The organism is Clavibacter davisi, from assembly GCF_052751415.1.
In genome coordinates this window covers 815,740-835,828 of record NZ_CP199882.1, presented here as the reverse complement: position 1 = coordinate 835,828, position 20,089 = coordinate 815,740, and the positions used below count along the sequence as shown (strand labels likewise).

The 20,089-nt window shown below is 70.5% G+C and carries 18 protein-coding genes; 6 read left to right on the top strand and 12 right to left on the bottom strand.

What is annotated here, in order from left to right; all coding sequences use genetic code 11:
• Positions 1 to 15: 15 nt before the first annotated feature.
• Together ACU4ZT_RS04125 and ACU4ZT_RS04120 are read right to left on the bottom strand one after the other, a co-directional pair.
• Positions 16 to 672: a hypothetical protein gene (locus ACU4ZT_RS04125; protein WP_445338043.1), complete on the bottom strand. Its 657-nt coding sequence runs from the start codon at positions 670 to 672 to the stop codon at positions 16 to 18.
• Positions 653 to 2,140, bottom strand: a complete 1,488-nt coding sequence (locus ACU4ZT_RS04120) for a hypothetical protein (protein WP_445338041.1) — start codon at positions 2,138 to 2,140, stop codon at positions 653 to 655. Before ACU4ZT_RS04120 ends, ACU4ZT_RS04125 begins: the two co-directional genes overlap by 20 nt.
• 744 nt (positions 2,141 to 2,884) lie before the next feature.
• Between ACU4ZT_RS04120 and ACU4ZT_RS04115 the strand changes: the two genes are divergently transcribed.
• The 3 genes from ACU4ZT_RS04115 (at position 2,885) to ACU4ZT_RS04105 (ending at position 7,225) form a co-directional block, all read left to right on the top strand.
• Entirely contained in the window at positions 2,885 to 5,398 is a 2,514-nt protein-coding gene (locus tag ACU4ZT_RS04115) for a right-handed parallel beta-helix repeat-containing protein (protein WP_445338039.1), read from the top strand.
• A gap of 227 nt (positions 5,399 to 5,625) precedes the next feature.
• Positions 5,626 to 6,108, top strand: coding sequence for an FAD synthase family protein (locus tag ACU4ZT_RS04110; protein ID WP_270979915.1), 483 nt, complete (start codon positions 5,626 to 5,628; stop codon positions 6,106 to 6,108).
• Between the two features lie 10 nt (positions 6,109 to 6,118).
• On the top strand, positions 6,119 to 7,225 hold the full coding sequence (locus ACU4ZT_RS04105; RefSeq protein ID WP_414748291.1) for an acyltransferase family protein: 1,107 nt from the start codon (positions 6,119 to 6,121) through the stop codon (positions 7,223 to 7,225).
• 78 nt (positions 7,226 to 7,303) lie between these two features.
• Here ACU4ZT_RS04105 and pip read toward each other — a convergent pair whose 3' ends face one another.
• Positions 7,304 to 8,278, bottom strand: coding sequence for a prolyl aminopeptidase (gene pip, locus ACU4ZT_RS04100; protein ID WP_063070247.1), 975 nt, complete (start codon positions 8,276 to 8,278; stop codon positions 7,304 to 7,306).
• A gap of 114 nt (positions 8,279 to 8,392) precedes the next feature.
• Here pip and ACU4ZT_RS04095 point away from each other — a divergent pair, with 114 nt between their 5' ends.
• The 3 genes from ACU4ZT_RS04095 to ACU4ZT_RS04085 are packed head-to-tail and all read left to right on the top strand — an operon-like array spanning position 8,393 to position 9,819.
• A complete protein-coding gene (locus tag ACU4ZT_RS04095) occupies positions 8,393 to 9,181 on the top strand; it encodes a GDSL-type esterase/lipase family protein (RefSeq protein ID WP_063070246.1) in 789 nt (262 codons plus the stop codon).
• A gap of 45 nt (positions 9,182 to 9,226) precedes the next feature.
• Positions 9,227 to 9,478, top strand: a complete 252-nt coding sequence (locus tag ACU4ZT_RS04090) for a ribbon-helix-helix domain-containing protein (RefSeq protein WP_063070245.1) — start codon at positions 9,227 to 9,229, stop codon at positions 9,476 to 9,478.
• Entirely contained in the window at positions 9,472 to 9,819 is a 348-nt protein-coding gene (locus tag ACU4ZT_RS04085) for a type II toxin-antitoxin system PemK/MazF family toxin (RefSeq protein WP_445338036.1), read from the top strand. The genes ACU4ZT_RS04090 and ACU4ZT_RS04085 overlap by 7 nt, the downstream gene beginning before the upstream one ends.
• 28 nt (positions 9,820 to 9,847) lie before the next feature.
• Here the strand turns inward: ACU4ZT_RS04085 and ACU4ZT_RS04080 are convergent, their stop codons facing one another.
• The 9 genes from ACU4ZT_RS04080 to ACU4ZT_RS04040 all read right to left on the bottom strand — a co-directional run bounded on the left by ACU4ZT_RS04080 (position 9,848) and on the right by ACU4ZT_RS04040 (position 19,994).
• Complete coding sequence (locus ACU4ZT_RS04080) at positions 9,848 to 10,021, bottom strand: hypothetical protein (RefSeq protein WP_445338034.1); 174 nt, start codon at positions 10,019 to 10,021, stop codon at positions 9,848 to 9,850.
• 169 nt (positions 10,022 to 10,190) lie between these two features.
• Positions 10,191 to 10,592 carry a hypothetical protein gene (locus ACU4ZT_RS04075; RefSeq protein WP_445338032.1) on the bottom strand — a complete coding sequence of 134 codons (402 nt, stop codon included), beginning with the start codon at positions 10,590 to 10,592 and terminating at the stop codon, positions 10,191 to 10,193.
• Positions 10,593 to 10,696: 104 nt separating this feature from the next.
• Positions 10,697 to 12,349, bottom strand: a complete 1,653-nt coding sequence (locus ACU4ZT_RS04070) for a DNA/RNA non-specific endonuclease (RefSeq protein ID WP_445338030.1) — start codon at positions 12,347 to 12,349, stop codon at positions 10,697 to 10,699.
• A gap of 214 nt (positions 12,350 to 12,563) precedes the next feature.
• On the bottom strand, positions 12,564 to 13,034 hold the full coding sequence (locus ACU4ZT_RS04065; RefSeq protein ID WP_445338028.1) for a hypothetical protein: 471 nt from the start codon (positions 13,032 to 13,034) through the stop codon (positions 12,564 to 12,566).
• A 59-nt stretch (positions 13,035 to 13,093) separates the two neighbouring features.
• Complete coding sequence (locus tag ACU4ZT_RS04060; RefSeq protein WP_445338027.1) at positions 13,094 to 14,437, bottom strand: hypothetical protein; 1,344 nt, start codon at positions 14,435 to 14,437, stop codon at positions 13,094 to 13,096.
• Positions 14,438 to 14,534: 97 nt separating this feature from the next.
• Positions 14,535 to 15,050 carry a hypothetical protein gene (locus tag ACU4ZT_RS04055; RefSeq protein ID WP_194665832.1) on the bottom strand — a complete coding sequence of 172 codons (516 nt, stop codon included), beginning with the start codon at positions 15,048 to 15,050 and terminating at the stop codon, positions 14,535 to 14,537.
• Positions 15,051 to 15,056: 6 nt separating this feature from the next.
• On the bottom strand, positions 15,057 to 17,210 hold the full coding sequence (locus ACU4ZT_RS04050; protein WP_445338024.1) for a hypothetical protein: 2,154 nt from the start codon (positions 17,208 to 17,210) through the stop codon (positions 15,057 to 15,059).
• Positions 17,207 to 17,599, bottom strand: a complete 393-nt coding sequence (locus ACU4ZT_RS04045) for a DUF6507 family protein (protein ID WP_063070239.1) — start codon at positions 17,597 to 17,599, stop codon at positions 17,207 to 17,209. The genes ACU4ZT_RS04050 and ACU4ZT_RS04045 overlap by 4 nt, the downstream gene beginning before the upstream one ends.
• A 214-nt stretch (positions 17,600 to 17,813) precedes the next feature.
• Complete coding sequence (locus ACU4ZT_RS04040; protein ID WP_445338022.1) at positions 17,814 to 19,994, bottom strand: acyl-CoA dehydrogenase family protein; 2,181 nt, start codon at positions 19,992 to 19,994, stop codon at positions 17,814 to 17,816.
• Positions 19,995 to 20,089 lie beyond the last annotated feature (95 nt).

Here is a 20,089-nt window from a genome sequence, read left to right as displayed (position 1 = left end):
GGGACCGGCGGCGGATCAGGGCCGCGGCGCCTGTCCGGAGAAGACCACGGCGGGGGTGCCCGCGCGGTGGTCGTAGGCGATGCGCACGTCGTCGCGGCGCTCGACCGGGACGGTGAACACGTAGGTCGCCGTGGCGGTCCCGCCGGCCGGGACCTCGGCGGGCAGCGGCGTGCTGCCGGTGCGGAGCGGGTCGGCCGGGAGGAGGTCCGCGCCGGAGGCGACGGTGATCACCGCGGCGGCGAGGGAGACGGGCGCGCCGGTGCCGTTCGCGACGGTGACGACGAAGGACAGGGCGGGGCCGGCGATCTCGCCCGCGCCGTCGGCGACGCCCTCGACGGCCCGCAGCTCGTCGATGGACACGTCGACGCCGGGCACGGGCTGGGCGGTCGCGTCGAGGCCCACCGCGGGCGCCTCGGCGGGCGGCGACTGGCCGTCGGCCGGATCCTGCGACGTGACGGGAGCGGGCGCGTCGGGGTCGGCGCCGCCCGGCCCCGTGCCGCCGTCGGCCCCGCCGCGGGAGGCGAGGACGGCGGCGACCACGAGGACCGCGACCACGACGGTCGCGACCACGAGGATCACGAGGCGCCGGCGGCGTCCGGTCGCGGCGGTCGCGGCGGTCGCGGCGGTCGCGGCGTCGGTGGTCGCGGTGTCGTCAGGCGTCGAGCGGTCCATGCGGGCTCCGTGCTGGTCGGGTGCGGGGGCGGGTGCGGGTGCGGGTGCGGGCGGGGTCCGCCCCGGACGGCTCGCCGCGGGCGGTCGCGGGGTCGGCCGCGCGCGGGATCAGGCACAGCCCGACGGCGAGCACGAGGAGCGGGATGCTGCTGTACAGCGGGCTGAACGGCAGGTTCCAGAGGGTCTTCACGGCGACGTACACGAGCACCGCCGCGCCCGCCCGGTGCGCCACCGACCGGGCCGCGCCCGTGAGGACGACGACGAGGATGACGACCGAGAGCGCGATCCCGATCAGGCCGAAGCGCGTCCAGAGGTCGCCCACGAGGGAGTGCAGCTCGAACCCCTCGCCGAAGAGGTAGTCCTCGACGTAGCCGTTGTCCGGGTCGTAGCCGAGCGCGGCCATGCCCGTCTTGGCGATGCCGAGCTCCGTGGAGGTCGGGAACGTGCCGGAGCCGAAGCCCCACGGGTGCGCGCGCAGGAGCGCGACGAACGCGCCGACCTCGGGGCGCCCGCCCGTGATCACGGACCCCGACTCGTCGAGCTGCGCCTCGGTCCGCTGCCGGGTGGCCTCGCCGAGGTAGCCCTCGAGGATCAGGGCCTGCCCCACCTGGGAGACGACGAGCGCGAGCCCGCCCAGGCCGAGCAGCGTCAGCGCGACGCTCCCCCGGCGGCCGGGCGTCGACGGCCGCATCTCCCACAGCACGACGAGCAGCACGAGGAGCAGGATCGCCAGCTCGGACCGCGCGTCGTTGAGGCCCGCGAGCACGACGAGCACGACGAGCGCCACCGCGGCGGCGCGTCGGCTGCCCCACCGCCAGGCCAGGGCGAGGACGAGGACGGTCACGGGCACCGTCAGGCCGAACTTCCAGGGGTTGCTGGAGAAGAGGGTGGAGGAGGGGTTCACCCCGGCGAGCATGCCGACGCCGAACCACACCGCGACGGTCGCGTCCCGCATGAGCGTCCGCGCCCAGAGCAGCACGCCGATCCCGGCCAGCAGGCCCAGCACCATGACGGTCACGTACGTGGTCTCGGTGCGGGAGACCACGTGGTCGCCGCGGGACGCCTCGGTGAGCCAGAGGCCCGCGCCGACGGCGAGCACGATCGCGCCGGCGACGACCACGGCGCCGCGGTACCGGGCGAGGCGCGGGATCCAGAGCGGCGCCAGCACGACGGCGAGCACGTGGCCGACCTCGAGGCCCTGCTGGAGGGGGATCCGGAGCGCCAGGGCGACGATCGTGACCGCGGCGAGCGCGCGGAGCAGCGGATGCGCCGCGGCGGCCGAGGCGGTGGACGGCGCGGTGGACGGCGCGGCAGCCGACGCGGCAGCCGACGCCGCAGCGGTGGACGCCGGATGCGGCGCATCCGGCGCGAGGGCGGTGCCGGGCGCGCCGACGGCGGCCTCGGCCGGGCCGCGGGGCGCGGGTCGACGACGTCGTGCCGGGGTCGACCGGCGGGGAGAGGAGACCACGGGTACCGTCCTTCTGGGCGCTGGTCCAGCTCACAGGATAGGTCGGCGGACGGCCGTGTCCACCATGCGGGAGCGACGCGGGACGGGAGCCGGATCCGCCGTCCCCCGCTCTGGGGTCAGGCACCCCCCGCACTGGGTGTGCACAAGATGAGATGCCGGAGAGCCTTCTGTGGTAGCGCCGATCCGTATAGAGTCGGGTCATCACCAGGCGCGGGTCCCGAAGGGCCGGCGAGCGGCCCGCGGCACGCGGATCCGTCGCGGTCCTCCCGTCGTCCGGTGCGAGCGGCGACCGGTCCCCCGACCGGGCGCCCGTTGCCCGCCTGCCGTCTGATCCTCCGCGCTCCCGCGCGGACGGGGTCGGTCGCGATGACACCCGAGGACCTCTTGATCCCCCTGGCCGAGTCCCCCGTCCCCCTGCCCGCCCCCGCACCGCGCGGCCTCCTCGGGCTGCTGGCGCCACCGCCCTACTGGTGATGCGCGCGCCCGGTACTGATCGGCACCGGGCGACCCCGATCGCGCCCCGACGCGGACGTAGTGTCCTGCACATCGCGTCGCCACCCGCCGGACGCGGATGACCGATCCGCTCCGCGCCGCGCACCCGGGAGGGCCCGGGACGCCTGCGCGGGCGATCGCCCGTCTCGGGCCACCACGGGCCCCGACCATCCGGTCGGCCGCGCCCGCTCATCCCCCACGCCTGCCGGCTCGCCGGCGGGTCCCCGCTTTCCGAAGCAGAGGAAGAACGTCATGACCGCCTCCACCCCCCTCCCCCGCGCCCCGCGGGACCGCGCGCCGCGTCGCCGGCTGCGCGGCATCGCCGCCGCCGCCACCGTCGTCGCGGTCGCGCTCGGCGCCGTCGTCGCGTCCGAGACCGCACCGGCCGTCGCCGCCGCGACGAGCGACTCCTTCAGCCGCCAGAGCACGGGCGGCTGGGGCACCGCCGAGACGGGCGGCGCGTACACGTCGTACGGCCCGGCCGGCGCCGCCTTCTCCGTCGACGGCGGCCGCGCCCGCATCGCCGGGATCCCGGCGGGCACGTCCGCGGGCGCCTGGTCCGCCGGCACCGCGATGCTCGACGGCACCGCCGGAGCGACCGTCGCCCTCGTCGGCACGACGCCGCTCGGCCTGTACCAGGCGGTCGAGATCCGCCGCCAGGCCGACGGCAGCTCCTACCGCGGCAAGGTGGAGCTCGGCCGGTCCGGCGCCCTCCGCGTGAGCCTCTCCCGCACGGCGTCGAGCGGGGCGTCCACCGCGCTCGGCAGCGTCGTCGCGGCCGGCACCGCGGAGGCCGGGACGGACGTGAACGTGCGCGTGCGCGCCACCGGCACCGCGCCCGTCGCCCTCGCGGCGAAGGCGTGGGTCGCCGGCACGGACGAGCCCGACTGGCAGGCGACCGCGACCGACGCCTCGAGCGCCCGCATCGCGAAGGCCGGCGCCACGGGCGTGTGGTCCTACGCATCCGGCAGCAACAGCCGCACCACGACGGTCGCGTTCGACGACCTCTCGCGCGTCCCCGCCGGATCCACGGCGACGCCCGCGCCGAGCCCGACCCCGACGCCCACCGCATCGGCCGCGCCGTCTCCCGCCCCGACGCCCACGCCGTCGACGCCCGTCGCCGTCCCCGCGACCGGCGCGCGCGGCTCGGCCGCCGTCGGCTCCGCCGCCTACCCGGTGCCGTCCGGTGCGCTCTTCGTGAGCAGCGGCTCCGGGGACGACGGGGCCGCGGGCACGCAGGGCGCACCGCTCCGGACGATCGTCGCGGCGGTCGGGAAGGCACGCTCGGGCCAGACGATCGTGCTCCGCGGCGGCACCTACCACGAGGCCGTCGTGGTGCCCTACGCGAAGCAGCTCACCATCCAGGCGTACCCGCGCGAGGCCGTCTGGCTCGACGGATCCCGCACGTTCTCCGGCTTCGCGAAGAGCGGCAGCTCCTGGGTCGTGTCGGGCTACACGCCGAAGCACCCGACGACCATCGCCGGCATCCGCGACAACCCGCGCTTCGTCCGGCCGGAGGCGCCGCTCGCGGCCCGCCTCGACCAGGTGTTCGTGGGCGGCACGCAGCTGCGCCAGGTGGCGTCCGCGTCCCAGGTCGTGCCCGGCACCTTCCACGTCGACACCGCGGCGAAGACCCTCCGCATCGGCACGGACCCGACCGGCAAGGAGGTGCGCGCGAGCGACCTCCGGCAGGCGCTGCAGGTCCAGTCGGCCGGCACGACGCTCCGGGGCTTCGGCGTGCGCCGCTACGCGACCGCCTACGAGGACCGCGGCACGATCCGCTTCGACAACGTGCGCGCGACCGTCCGCGACCTGGTCGTGCAGGACAACGCCATGACCGGCATCACCATCGGCAACGACGGCGCCCTGCTCTCCCGCGTCACGGTGCAGCGCAGCGGCATGCTCGGCATCAGCGCCGCGTACGCCTACGGGATGGTCGTCGAGGACAGCGTCATCACGGGCAACAACTCCGAGCGCTTCAAGGCGGCGCCCGTCTCCGGCGGCATCAAGATCGGCCGCTCGCGCGACGTCACCGTCCGCGACAGCGACACCAGCCGCAACAACGGCAGTGGGATCTGGTTCGACGAGTCCTGCTACGACATCACCGTCACGGGCAACACGTCGAACGACAACGAGTACACGGGCATCCAGCTCGAGCTCTCCGACACCGCGGTCATCGCCGGCAACAGCACCACGGGCGGCCAGACGGGCATCAACGTCTTCGACACCGGCAACGTGAGGATCTTCAACAACACGCTCGGCGGCAACTCGAAGTTCGGCATGACGCTGCTCCAGGACGAGCGGCGCCAGTCGGTCGCGTCCTTCGAGGGGCAGGATCCGCGCCGTCCCGCGATCGACCCCACCGTGCCGTGGCTGACGCGCAACATCCAGATCAGCAACAACGTCTTCGCGACGGGCGGCAGCTTCCTCATCTACGCCCTCGACAAGAAGACGGGCATCGCCGTGGACCGGTGGAACCTGACGATCACGGGCAACCTGTTCGCGAAGCGCGTGGCGACGACCGACCCGGCCATGGTCGCGTGGGGCCAGGGCGACAACAGGACCCTCGTGCGCTACGAGACGCCCGCCGCGCTCGCGGCCGCGAAGGGCAGCGGCTGGCGGAACACGCAGACGACCGGCGCCACCACGGTGTCGGGCATGTCCGCGTACCTCGGCCAGGCGGCGTCCCTCGCGGTCGCGCTCCCGTCGGCGATCGCCTCGCTCCTCGGGCAGGCGACGGGCGTCAAGCGGGTCGGCATCTTCTAGGCCGCCCCCCCCCGTTCGCGGGCTCCCGCTTCCCCCGGCGGGAGCCCGCGACCTATGCTCGGGGTCAGATCCACCCGCTCCACGCCGCCCCCACCCAGGGCGGCCGACGTACCCGCGTCGCGCGAGCGGGTCGGCCTCCGCCCGGCGTACCCGCTCCGGGCTGCACCCGATCCCGCATCCGCGCGTACCCGCGCCCGGTCGCGGTCCACCCGGAAGAACGACGAGCCATGACCCGAATCGGCTACGCCGCTGGAGCATTCGACCTGTTCCACGTCGGCCACCTCAACATCCTCAAGCACGCGAAGAGCCAGTGCGACCTCCTCATCGCGGGCGTCGTCTCCGACGAGATGCTCGAGCTCACCAAGGGCATCACGCCCGTGGTGCCGCTCGCCGAGCGCCTCGAGATCGTGAGCCACATCAGCTACGTCGACCAGGCCCGCGCGGAGACGCTGCCCGACAAGCTCGACACCTGGCGCGAGGTCGGCTTCGACGTCTTCTTCAAGGGCGACGACTGGCGCGGCACCGCGAAGGGCGAGCGCCTCGAGGCGGAGTTCGCCGCCGTGGGCGTGGAGGTCGTGTACTTCCCGTACACGATGCACACCTCCAGCACCCGGCTCCGGCGCGCGCTCGACATCCTCAGCGGCATGGGCGCCCCCGCGGCGGCACCGCTCGCCGTGCCGGCCGCCGCGCCCGCGCTCGCCACGCCGTGACCCCGGGCCGATGACGCGCACGACTCCCCCGACGGCCGGCGCAGTGCCCGGCGCCGCGCCCGCGGCATCGCCGTCGATGGCCTACATGCCGCAGCTCGACGGCCTGCGCGGCATCGCGGTCGCGCTGGTGATCGTCCACCACGTCACGCCCCCGGTGGAGACCGGCGGCTGGATCGGCGTGCACGTCTTCTTCGTGCTGTCCGGGTTCCTCATCACGTCCCTCCTCCTGCGCGAGCACGCCCGCACCGGGCGCATCGACCTCGTGCGCTTCTCGCTGCGCCGGGCGCTGCGGCTGTACCCGCCGCTGCTCACCGCGCTGCTCGTGCTCGCGCCCCTCGGCATCGCCGTATCCGGCGTCGTGGGCTACGCGAAGGCGTCCGGCCTGTCGGCGCTCTACCTGATGAACCTCTACGCGACCGTCACCGGGAGCGGCGTGCAGGGCTGGGCCCACACGTGGACGCTCGCGCTCGAGGAGCAGTTCTACCTCGTGTGGCCCGTCGTGTTCCTGCTCGCGTTCGCGGGCGCCCGGCGGTCGCCGCGGATCGCGGTGGGCGTGCTCACGGCGCTCGCCCTGGCGTCGATCGTCGTCGGCAGCCTGCCCGGGACCGGGATCTCCAGCGTCAACCCGCTGGTGAGCGCGGGCGGCCTCGCGATCGGCTGCGTGCTGGCGCTGACCCGGTCGTCGTGGGCGGCCGCCGCCCGGCACGCGCTGGTCGCGCCGGCCGGCATCGCCGCGCTCGCCGCCGCCGTCGTGGTCGGCGGCGTGACCCCCAAGGCCGGCCCCGGCCTCGCCCTGGCGGCGCTCGGATCCGTCCTCCTGCTCGCCGCGCTGGTCGAGGGCGGCGGGCGCGTCACCCGCGCTCTCTCCTGGTCGCCCCTCGTGGCGGTCGGCGCCATCAGCTACGAGCTGTACCTGTGGCACTACCCGCTGCTGCAGTACCTGACGGCGATCACCGGGGGCACGCCCGCCTCCGTCGCGTGGATCGCCATCCCGGCGACCGTGCTCGCGTCCGTCCTCAGCCACCGCTTCGTGAGCGCGCCGCTGGATGCGCGGTTCAAGGCGCGGCTGGCCGCCAGAGAGGGCGCGCGGGTCGACGCGGGGGCTGCGCGGCGCTGATCGGCGCCGCCGGTCGATCGGCCGCTGATCAGCCCGCCGCCGTGGCCGCAGAGCCCGTGGCCGGGGGCCCGCCGCGGGTCAGCCCGCCGCCCCCAGCCGGTCCGCCGCGCGCTCGGTCGCCTCGAGGAGCGCCGCGAGGATCCCCGGCTCGTCGAACGCGTGCCCCGCATCCGGCACCATCGTGAAGCGCGCCTCCGGCAGCGCCCGGTGCAGGTCCCACGCGGTCGCGGGCGGCGTGCACATGTCGTAGCGGCCCTGCACGATCTCGGTGGGGATGCCGCGCAGGAGGTGCGCGTCGCGGATCAGCTGGCCGTCCTCCATCCACCCGCCGTGCATGAAGTAGTGGTTCTCGATGCGGGCGAACGCGAGCGCGTACGTCGGCTCGGCGAAGCGCGCCACCACCTCGGGCTTCGGGAGCAGCGTGATGCCCGACGCCTCCCACGTGCTCCACGCGACCGCGGCCGGCCCGTGCACCGCGGGATCCGGATCCGCGAGCAGCCGCGCGTACGCCGCGATGATGCCGCCGCGCTCCACCCCGGGCACGGGCGCCGTGAACGCCTCCCAGCCGTCCGGGTAGACCATGCCCGCCGGGCCCTCGTAGAACCAGTCGAGCTCGCTGGCGCGCAGCGTGAAGATGCCGCGGAGGATCAGCCCGGTCACGCGCTCGGGGTGCGTCTCGGCGTAGGCGAGCGCGAGGGTCGAGCCCCAGGATCCGCCGAAGACGAGCCAGCGCTCGACCCCCAGGTGCTCCCGCAGCCGCTCGAGGTCGGCGACGAGGTGCCAGGTCGTGTTGACGGACAGGTCGGCCGACGGGTCGGAGACGTGCGGCGTGCTCCGGCCGCAGCCGCGCTGGTCGACGAGGACGATGCGGTAGCGCGCCGGGTCGAACAGGCGCCGATGCGTCGGGCTGGTGCCGCCGCCGGGGCCGCCGTGCAGGAACACGACGGGGATCCCGTACGGGTTCCCCGAGGTCTCCCAGTGGAGGAGCTGCCCGTCGCCCACGTCGAGCATGCCGGTGTCGTACGGGTCGATCTCGGGGAAGAGGGTCTGCATGCGACGAGCCTAGGCGGCGGCGCGCCCCCGATCCGGGGCGGCGAGGGACGCGGGCGCCGGACGCCGCGTACCCTTCCCAAGACACCACCCTCCCCGCCGAGAGACGAGGACCCCTTGCCCGCCCTGCCCGAGAGGCGCCCGTCGACGCGGACCACACCGCGGGCGACGCTGCGGCCGCTGCTGCCGCTGGCCTCGTTCGCCGCCCTGGCCGTCGCGCGTCCCACGCTCCGCCTGCACCTGGCGCTGTACATGCGCGACATGGAGGCGGCGATCTTCCCCCCGCACGACGACGCCTCCGCCATCGCCGGGCCGGATCCGGAGCGCGTGCTCTTCGTGGGCGACATCGGCGTGGCCGGGTACGGCGTGCTCCTCGCGGGCATGGCGATGCCCGCCCAGGTGGCCGGCAGGCGGGCGGCCCGCACGGGTCGCGGCGTGGAGTGGGAGACGGTCGCGTCGTACGACATGACGGCGCGCAAGGCCGCCGCGGCGGTCGCCACCCGGACCGGCGGCCTCGATCTCGCCGTCGTGGCGCTCGGCATCCCCGACGTGCTCGTCGCGACCTCGGCCGCCGAGTGGACCGACCGGCTCACGGCCATCGTCCGGAGCATCCGCGCGCAGGCGGGCGACCGGTGCCGGATCGTGCTCTCGGGCATCCCGCCCATGGACCGCTTCCAGCCGATCCCGATGCTCGGACGGAAGCTCCTGCTCGCCCAGGTGACCCGGCTGAACCGGGCCACGAGCCTGCTCGACGACCCCGCCCGCGGGATCGTCTTCGCGCCGTACCCCGACATCTCCGGCACGCGCATGCACGTGCGCGACCGCTTCTCGTACCGCGTGATGCACGCGCACTGGGCGGACGCGACGATGCCGTTCCTGGGGGATCCGCGGTCACCGCGCGACTGACGCGCTCCAAACCCGCAAGCGGTATGACCGGTTATACTCGCCGCCATGAAGACCGCCATTTCCGTCCCGGACGCCGACTTCGAGAGATTCGATCGCCTCGCCAAGCGCCACGGCATGACCCGCTCCGAGTTCTACCGGGTCGCGGGCCAGAAGCTCGCCGACGAGCTGGAGGGGGCGGGCAAGGCCGAGCTGACCCGCCTCGCGGACGCGGCCATCGCCGAGGTCGGGCAACCCACCGCGGGCGAGGACTTCCTGCGCGAGTCGGAGCGCATCGCGCGGACCGGCTCGGAGTGGTGATCTCGCGAGGCGACGTCGTGTGGGTCGACTTCGGCGCTCCGCGCGGGTCGGAGCCCGCGAAGATCCGACCGTCCCTCGTCATCCAGGACGACTGGCTCACCGAGAGCGCCAACGCCACGATCGTGCTCATCCCGTTCACCTCGCAGGTGCGCCTCCAGGTCTTCCCCGGGAACGTGTTCATCCCGGCGGCGGCGTCGGGGCTGGGCAAGGACTCCGTGGCGGTGATCCCCCAGCTCGGGCCGGTCGGTCGTGAGTTCATCGACCCCTACCCCGTGGGCCATCTCCCGGGCTACCTGATGGCGGAGGTGTCGGCCGCGGTGCGGCTGCTCCTCGCGGTGTGACGTCCGGCCCGCGGCGCGGCTGTCGTGACTACCCCCGGTGCCGGGCGATCGCATCCCACTGCTCGAACTCCGGGACAGGATCCCAGTTGCCGGAGAGGTCGACGTCGTGGTGCTCCCACTGCTGGACGTCGGGGCGGGACTTCGATTTCAGCCGGCGCGTCATCGAGCCGTCCAGCTTGTAGAGGATGGTCTCGACTGCCAACCATGCGTGCCGTCACCGAGAAATAGACTCGTTACCCTGCACCAAGACTTCCTCTCGTCAGGTGCCATCCCCTGTACTTGCCGAGAGCCGCCAATTGCCCGAATTCGGGAACGGGCTCCCAGTTGTCAGACATGTCCACATTGCCGTACTCCCACTCCTCAAATCCTGGCTAGATCTTTCGCTTTCGTCGGTACTTTGGCCATTCCTCTTCAGGAGGCAGCAGCTTGCCGAATACTTTTTCCAGTCGACCATCCAGCCAGTCCTCCGGACCGTTCTGCAACGTCTTCACTGGATGATCCGTGTACTTGATCTCGCGAGAGAGCTGAACATCCAATCTTCCCGGACCCGGCTCATAGATGATGCGGTACTCCGTCGGATGCCCTGCGCCTTGCAGCGCAAGCCGCTTTTCCACTTCTCGCAGGTCTGCGACCATGTGATGCTGCATGCGGAGCACTCGTGAAGAACTGACATCGACACCAGACAGGTCATCCGGGTAGACAACTCGGCCGTCCTGCTCGAAGAAAATATTCGCATATCGCTGCCCGGGTTCCGATGCCGCGTAGATGTACATCGCGCTCACCCCTTCGGCCCCGTCTGCGTACTCGACACCAAGTGGTATCCAACTGTTGATGAGACCCTGTATGGCTTCTCGCTCAATGCTTGACACTCTCGCCCCTATTGATAGAATTCCGCGAATACAGACTTCCCGTTGACCACAGAATCAACATGGAAACTATTTGGTCGGCCCGTGAGGGCGTTGGTATCGATTCGTATGTCGACGCCGACGTGGCCGGGAGGAGTAGATTTCAGCGCTCTCGCCCATTGCCGTTCGATGTTCGCATAACCGCGCCTGTTTATATCCCCGAATTGGGAGACGAGATTATCGAGCTGGGGTGACCCGCCGAACCAGTCCGCGATCAGGTGTCCCGCGTGGTCGCCGAAGAGCTTGCCGATCGTGCGTCGCACGTATCGTAGTCGGCCGATGTGCGTCTTGAGTTGCAGGTTCTCCGCGATCACCCGGTCGATGTGGCCGTGCTCGTTGGTGCGATACAGGTAGTCGTGCTCGCCCGTCTGATACCAGATGTTCGGCCGCAGGGAGCCATCCGCATTGAGGTGGCTCCCGTCCCTAACCACGGGAAGATCCTGGATCTCCTCGTGACTGAGCGGCCGCCAGTAATCATCGGCCTCCGGGCCCCGCGGCGCGCCGGGCTGGTCCACGTCCGGGATCGAGTACTCAGACTTCGGCTGCGCATCCTCAGGGACACCGTCATGGCCAGGCTCATGCCCGTCAGGATGCATGACCTCGTCGGAAGCATGCTCGCCTCCACCAGCCGCGCGCCCGCCATCGTGCGCAGGCGACGCGCCTCCGTGGTCACCGTGGTCACCGTGGTCACCGTGACCGGCATCGTGCTCGCCCTGCGCGCCCTCGTGTGCCGCACCTCCGCGAGCATCCTCCCCACCATGCACCCCGCCAGGACGCTCCACCACATCCGTCGACGCCGCATGACGCCCACCCGCGTCGGTCGCATGATGCTCGACCCCGCGCACCGCGTCGACCACCGCACCACGCCCGACCGCAGACGCGCCCGCCGAAGCGGACTCACCACCCACATGCGCACCCGCCGCACCACGCTCCAGAGCACCCCGCTCGGCCACGTCCGCCGAATTCGACATCGTGCGGGTACGCGCGCCGTCCCCGAATTCCACATGCAACGTCGGGATCCGGAACCCGTCCGGCGTCACCATGTGACGCACCACGACCGACGGCACCCGATCCACCGCATCCCGCAGCGCATTCATCACCGGAGCCGTCGCCGCGTGACCCAGCGCATCGGCCCGCGCCGCCACCTGCGTCATCAGATCCCCGACCCGCACCAGCCCCGACCCCGCCACCACGCTCGCCCGCGCACCGGCACCCACCACACGCCCCGCGATCGACGCCGCATCCGCCGCCTCCGCCACACGACCACCGACCGACGCGACCCGCGCCCCGACCGACACCACCTTCGCCCCCGCCGCGACCTCACCGGCCCCGGGGATGAACAACGACCCCACGTTCACGAACAACGACCCCGCCGCCCGCGCCGGATCCGTCTGCCACTGCTCCTTGCTGCCGACGAACCCGTCCACCATCTGCTGCTGCTTCTCCAACGTCGACTTCGAGAAGTCCCGCATCCACCCCGGCGTCACACCACTGGAATCATCCGCGAGCACCTGGAACAACGGCGTCGGCGCGATCAGGGAACCGAGCCCCTCCACCACGCCCAACGCCGCCTTGCCCGCGTGATCCCAGTCGCCCCACTGCCCCGTCTCCGGGTTGTACGACACGAGGCTCCCCAGCCCCTCACGTCCGTAAATCCGGGGATAATTGCTTGCACGCCCGCTGTGGCACCTCAGGCTCGGGCTGTTGCATCCGAAATGCAGTTCAGTTTGTTCACATGAAGGAATTCACCTGGACTCACCCCGGCAATCGCATTGCCATAAATCAACAAGCTATTTGCAACATTCGACAAGATAACCGTATCGTGCCTATTTCTACCGTCTAACGCTCGAAACGACCGAATCCCTCCCAATCACCAAAAACGGGCACCTTCTCCCAATTTCCGGACACATCGACGCCGCGATATTCGGAGATATGCGTCTCGTTAGTTGTATAATCGTTGACAAACTGCTTAACATACCCGTCAGGACGTATGACCATCTCCTCGACGAGCCGTGATTCATTCATGCGGTGGAAGCTCGTATCGTCGGCGTAGCGATGCTCAACGACACTCTCCATGAACATCCGGGAGTCGCTCTTTCTGAACCCGTAAGAGAAACGCTTCGAATGGTGCTGGTCTAGGAACTGGACACCAATGAACTCTGCGTGCGGTAGCACCTCCAAAACGAACTCAGGCGCAGCATGCGGACCGGCACCATCTCGCATGGCGGCGACGGAGAACCAATGATGTGGCTGCTCCACCAGCCCATCGAATCGCTGGCGCGCCTCATCTTCCGTCAACGACTTGAGCATGCCGCGCTTGTTCCCGCTCCACCGCGTACCGTAGATGTAAAGCAAATCGATCGTCTCCCTCAGTTATATATGCGACCGGCGCTGTCCCGAATAATGACATCATTATCCCGGGCGTAATCAAGCACCTCCTGGGGTATCTTATTCAGCTGCGGCGGCACCTCTAGAATCATTTCACCCTGCAGGGTGCGGCCACCTAGAATGCGGTTCGCGTCACTGAACATCGTAGGTGCTCCGTATCGCTTGGGTACTTCAGCGATGACTGTGCCAGGGGAGTACTTCAATATGAACTCGTCAACGTAATCTTTACCCGTTTTCGCCAGAATCTCACTGAATTGCGTAAATTTACGTGAGACAATTTCGTGGTTAGGTATATACGAGTCCACCCGGGACCCGTCCGCGAGCCGCACTTCGTTGTGCGGAAAGAATCGATGACGCTCGTAGTTGAAGCGAATGCCCTCAAAGAGCCTTCGGGTCTTCCACGAGATATCGGGCCTGTCCAGCAGCTTGTTGAGCCACTGCGGAACGTCGTCGACATTACCAGCGTGGGCACTCGACCCTTCGTGATGCTCGTGACCATGCGCGTCACCGGCATCGTGGGCACTCGGCTCGTGGGTCGGGTCCGCTCCCGGATGGCTGCTCTCGTGCACGGCCCCCGGATCGTGGTCGGCATGGCCGACGCCTCCGTGGCCGTCCTGGACGGTTCCCGGCTCCACACGATGGGAAGCTGCGTCGCCTGCGTCCGCCGCGTTGGACATCGCGCGTGCACGCGCGCTGTCCCCGACCTCCACATGCAACGTCGGGATCCGGTACCCGTCCGGAGTCACCACGTGACGCACCGCCACTTCCACGTGCGGCACACGAGCCACCGCATCCCGCAGCGCATTCATCACCGGGGCCGTCGCCGCGTGACCCAGCGCATCCGCCCGCGCCGCCACCTGCGTCATCAGATCCCCGACCCGCACCAGCCCCGACCCCGCCACCACGCTCGCCCGCGCACCAGCACCCACCACACGCCCCGCGATCGACGCCGCATCCGCCGCCTCCGCCACACGACCACCGACCGACGCGACCCGCGCCCCGACCGACACCACCTTCGCCCCCGCCGCGACCTCACCGGCCCCCGGGATGAACAACGACCCCACATTCACGAACAACGACCCCGCCGCCCGCGCCGGATCCGTCTCCCACTGCTCCTTGCTGCCGACGAACCCGTCCACCATCTGCTGCTGCTTCTCCAACGTCGACTTCGAGAAGTCCCGCATCCACCCCGGCGTCACACCACTGGAATCATCCGCGAGCACCTGGAACAACGGCGTCGGCGCGATCAACGCACCCAACCCCTCCACCACGCTCAGCGCCGCGTACGACAGATGTAATGCCGGACCGGAGACGCCCGGGCTCATAATTAGGACGCGAAGCTACTACCACACAAGACACCGCATCTACGCGGTTGAGGTATTCACCCTGTCCACGCGGTACCCGCGCCTACGTGCAACACATTCACCTGTCGAACTTACCGAAACGCTCCCAGTCTCCGAACTCGGGGACGTCCTCCCAGTTCGGACTTACATCAACACCCCGATACTCCGACAGGTGGCGCTCTTTCTCGACCAGATCGTAAGCGACCTCTTTGACGTATCCCGTCGGCTCAATGACGATTGACTCCGACCACACGGATTCATTAAGCGGATGGAAGCGCTCTGCGTCAGGGTAGCGATTCTCTTTGACATTTGTCATAAACATGCGCCCACTCAGATTCCTAAACCCGTATGCGAATCGCTGCGTATGGTGCTGATCCACGAATATGACTTTCACGTACTCAGCATGAGGCAAGACCTCGAGGATGAACTCGGGTGCAGCCAACTCACTCGCTCCGTCGCGCTTGACACCGACAGTGAACCAATGATCTGGTTCGGCGACTAAACCCTCGAATCTCCGGCGAGCCTCCGATTCGGCAATAGACTCAAGTGGACCTTTCTTTCGCCCACTCCACCTCGTGCCATATACGTACTTCAAAATTATTCACTCCAGCGGGTTGTAAATATGACCAGTAGCGTCTCTGATGACTACGTCATGCTCAGTCGCGTATTTAAGAACGTCTTCAGGAATGGGCTTGACCTGAGGTGGAATCTCAAGAACACTGGCACCCTGCAACTCGTCACCTCCGAGAATTTTATTAGCATCAGCGAATATCCTCGGGGGGCCGTGACGATCCGAGACGTGAGCGATCTGTTTTCCTGGCGCGTACTTGATACGCAACTCGTCTATGTAGTCTTTTGCGGTTCTGTCCAAAATGTCTGAGAGTTGCGTGTATTTACGTGAGACGATCTCCACGTCAGGGATATACGAGTCGACGCGAGAACCATCCGCGAGCCGCACTTCGTTGTGCGGAAAGAATCGATGACGCTCGTAGTTGAAGCGAATGCCCTCGAAGAGCCTTCGGGTCTTCCACGAGATGTCGGGCCTGTCCAGCAGCTTGTTGAGCCACTGCGGAACGTCGTCGACATTACCAGCGTGGGCACTCGACCCTTCGTGATGCTCGTGACCATGCGCGCCACCGGCATCGTGGGCACTCGGCTCGTGGGTCGGGTCCGCTCCCGGATGGCTGCTCTCGTGCACAGCCCCCGGATCGTGGTCGGCATGGCCGACGCCTCCGTGGCCGTCCTGAACGGTTCCCGGCTCCGCACGATGGGAAGCTGCGTCGCCTGCGTCCGCCGCGTTGGACATCGCGCGGGTACGCGCGCTGTCCCCGACCTCCACATGCAACGTCGGGATCCGGTACCCGTCCGGAGTCACCACGTGACGCACCGCCACTTCCACGTGCGGCACCCGATCCACCGCATCCCGCAGCGCATTCATCACCGGGGCCGTCGCCGCGTGACCCAGCGCATCCGCCCGAGCCGCCACCTGCGTCATCAGATCCCCGACCCGCACCAGCCCCGACCCCGCCACCACGCTCGCCCGCGCACCAGCACCCACCACACGCCCCGCGATCGACGCCGCATCCGCCGCCTCCGCCACACGACCACCGACCGACGCGACCCGCGCCCCGACCGACACCACCTTCGCCCCCGCCGCGACCTCACCGGCCCCGGGGATGAACAACGACCCCACGTTCACGAACAACGACCCCGCCGCCCGCGCCGGATCCGTCTCCCACTGCTCCTTGCTGCCGACGAACCCGTCCACCATCTGCTGCTGCTTGTCCAACGTCGACTTCGAGAAGTCCCGCATCCACCCCGGCGTCACACCACTGGAATCATCCGCGAGCACCTGGAACAACGGCGTCGGCGCGATCAGGGAACCGAGCCCCTCCACCACGCCCAGGGCCGCCTTGCCCGCGTGATCCCAGTCGCCCCACTGCCTCGTCTCCGGGTTGTACGACACGAGGCTCCCCAGCCCCTCGACCATCCCCTTCGCCGCATCGCCCACGCCGCCGCCGAACGACGTCACGCAGTTGGGCCGCCCCGCCGCCGTCTGCCCGAACGGCAGCGGCTTGCCCTCCTTCGCGGCGGTCGTGAAGTCCGTGCCGTGCACGGTCTGGGGGCACGAATTCGCCGGCGGATGCGCCGCCGCGATCTTGTTCACGCAGTCGGCCTGCGCCTCGTCCAACGCCGTCGCGAGCGTCGCGACCGCCATGATCAGCTTGTCGTTGCGCTGACTGTAGGGCGCGTACTCCGTCCATTCCACGTGATGCGCCGGTGCCGAGTACATGCCGCCGGGCGAGGATTGCACCGAGCCGTAGTCGGTGAGCTGCGTCGTGGGCTGCGGCCCGATCGCCGGCATGTCGTACCCCTGCTCCGCCTGCGCGACGAAGGCGACCGCCTCGGCCTTCAGCTCGACCAGCTTCGCGACGATGGGCGCCACGGTGTCGGCGAAGTCCGTGAGAGCCTTCCCCACCTTCGTGAACCCGTCCGCGAGAGCCGTGGTCTCCTGGCCGACCGGCCCCATCACGGCCAGCAGCGCCTCCGACTCCGGCGCCTCGTAGACCGTCGACATCGTCTGCCACTTGGTCACGGCCGTGGCGCCGTGCTGCGAGACGCCCGCCGACGCGGACGCGAGCGTCCAGGCGGCGCTGCGGATGAGCTCCGGCGCCATGTCGACGCCGGGGATGCCGTCGGGATCGATGAGTCCGTCCGCGCGGCGTGTGCCGCCGCCCGCGACCGCGGCCATCACCGGCCCCCGGCTCGGGAGGTGAACCAGCTGAAGTCGCCCGCCGCGCGCCCCTCGCCACCCACGGCCGCGTCGACCGCGGCCGTCTGCGCCTGCGTCACGTCGGACGCCATCGTGTCGTCGGCCTCCACGTAGTCCGTGGTCGCTGTGGCGGCGCCGAAGATGCATGCGGTGATGCGGTTCGTGACGTCCGTGACCGACGCGGTCTGCGCGTCGAGGAACGCCGACAGCGCCGCGGGCACCGCCGAGCAGGTGGACGACGCCCCGGTCTCCACGTCGGTCTGAGCACCGCCGATGCCGCTGATCGCCGCCGACAGATCCTGCGATGCCTGCTGCACCGCGGTCAGGACGTCCTGGACGCCCTGCGGATCGATGCGGTAGCCCTCCGCCACGGACGTCTCCTCCCGGTCGTCCGTCGGCCGCCGCGCGATCGCGCTCGGGGCTCCCGCTCCGGCGCTCGCGCACCCGGTTCCCCATGGCATGCCGAGCACCCCCGCTCGGGGGCGCTGCTCGGACGAGATCAGTCTCCGGGCGTCCCGCAGGCGCTGTCAAACGGTGCGGGAGACGCCGCCGCGTGGTGTATGCGCGGCGGCGCCTCAGCTGCTGCTACTTCTTCGCGGTCTTCTCCATGCGCGGCGCCGAGCCGTCCGCGATCCGGGCGTCGCGGTACGCGCGCGCCTCGTCCTGGCGGTCCCTCTCCTCGCCCGACGCCACGGGGGCGCGCACGTGCGCCTGCGTGTAGCCGAACGCGTCCACGAGGTCCTGCGCGTGCGGGCGCAGGCGCGCGACGAGCCGGTCGATGTAGGCCGTCACGGCGCGGGCGCGCGGCGAGCTGATGCGGCCGTGGATCAGGTACCAGGCCAGGTCGTCCTCGATGAGGCGGAGGCCGAACAGGTCGCGGGTCCAGGTGAGGATCCGGCGCGTGCCGTCGTCCATGGCGCGGCCGGTCTCCGACGCGGGGTCGAGCGCCTCGGTGAACGCCTCCCACTGCAGCAGCTGCGCGTGCGCGCGGGCCGCCTCGATGAGCGCGTCCTGGTGCCGGTTGAACAGCGCGGCGGCCTCGGCGGGCGGCATCGTGCGGGTGGCCCGCAGCGCCGTCGCGATCTCGGCGACCATCGTCTCCACGCGGCCGGTCAGGAGCGCGCGCTGCGTCTCCGGCTCGCGGAGCTGGCCGACCGAGCGGGCGGTGGATCCGCGGTCCGCGAGCGCCTGCCCGATCCGGCGGAGGCCCGTCGAGCGGAGCGTGCGGTCGGTGGCCTGCTCCACGGCGTAGCGCGCGAGCACCCCGAAGTCGGCCTTCGCGAACCGGCGGTTGACGTCGGTGAGCAGGCGCTTGGCGACGAGCTGGAGGAGCACGGTGTTGTCGCCCTCGAAGGTCGCGTAGACGTCGAGGTCGGCGCGGAGCCCGACGAGCCGGTTCTCCGCGAGGAAGCCCTGGCCGCCGCACGCCTCGCGCGCCTCCTGGATGGTGTCGAGCGCGTGCCAGGTGCTGAGCGGCTTGAGCGCGGCGGCGAGGGTCTCGAGGTCCTGCCGGTCCTGGTCGGTGTCGGTCTTCCCGGAGAACACCGAGTCGAACTGCGCGAGCAGCTTCTCGTGCGCGAACGAGGCCGCGTAGGTGGTCGCGATGCGCGGGATCAGCCGGCGCTGGTGCCGCTGGTAGTCGAGCAGCACCTCCTCGTCGGTGCCGCCCGCGACGAACTGGCGGCGCTCGTTGCCGTACGTGACCGCGATCTGCAGCGCGATCTTCGCGGCGCTCGTGGCGGCGCCGTCGAGCGAGACGCGGCCCTGCACGAGCGTGCCGAGCATCGTGAAGAAGCGGCGGCCGGGGCTCGTGATCTCGGACGTGTACGTGCCGTCCTCGGCCACGTCCCCGTAGCGGTTGAGGAGGTTCGCGCGCGGCACGCGCACGTGGTCGAAGTGGAGCCGGCCGTTGTCGATGCCGTTGAGGCCGCCCTTGAGGCCGTCGTCCTCGCCGCCGACGCCGGGGAGGAACGCACCGGTCTCGTCGCGGAGCGGCACGAAGAAGCAGTGCACGCCGTGGTTCACGCCCTGGGTCACGAGCTGCGCGAACACCGTGGCGGCGCGGCCGTCGACCGCCGCGTTGCCGAGGTAGTCCTTCCACGCCGCGCGGAACGGGGTGTGCAGGTCGAACTCGCCGGTCTCGGGGTCGTACGTCGCGGTGGTGCCGATGCTCGCGACGTCGGAGCCGTGCCCGGTCTCCGTCATCGCGAACGCGCCGGGCGTCTCGAGCGTCATGATCCCCGGCAGGAGGTCGCGGTGGTGGCGCTCGGTGCCGAGGTGCATCACCGCGGAGCCGAAGAGGCCCCACTGCACGCCGGCCTTGATCTGGAGCGACGGATCCGCGGCCACGAGCTCCTCGAAGCCCGCGATGTTGCCGCCGTGGTCCTCGAGCCCGCCGACGGACACGGGGTAGGCGCGGTGCACGCCGCCGTGCTCGACGAGGATCTTCAGCTGCTCGCTCACGCGCGCCCGGTGCTGGTGCATGTCGAGGCCCTCGACGCGGTGCAGCTCGGGGCGGCTCGTCAGCTCGCGGGACGAGCGGCGGACGTCGGCCCAGCGCCCGAGGAGGACGCGGCCGAGGGCCTCGACGTCGATGCGCGGCCCGCGGCCCGGGGCGTCCTGGCGGCCGTCGGTGCGGTCGAGGTCCTGCGCGACCTCGGCGTCGACGTCGCCCGCGACCGGGACGGGGGTCCCCCGGAGCGCGCCCGCAGCGGGACCCCGCCCCCTCGTGCCGCGGGTGGTGCTTCGTGCCGCCGTGTCGACCATGGATCCTCCGTGCCGTCGTCTCGGCCGGCGTCCCTGCCGGCATCGGCCACGCTACGTTCGGATCCTCCACCTGCCGAAAAACACGTGCCGGGCCT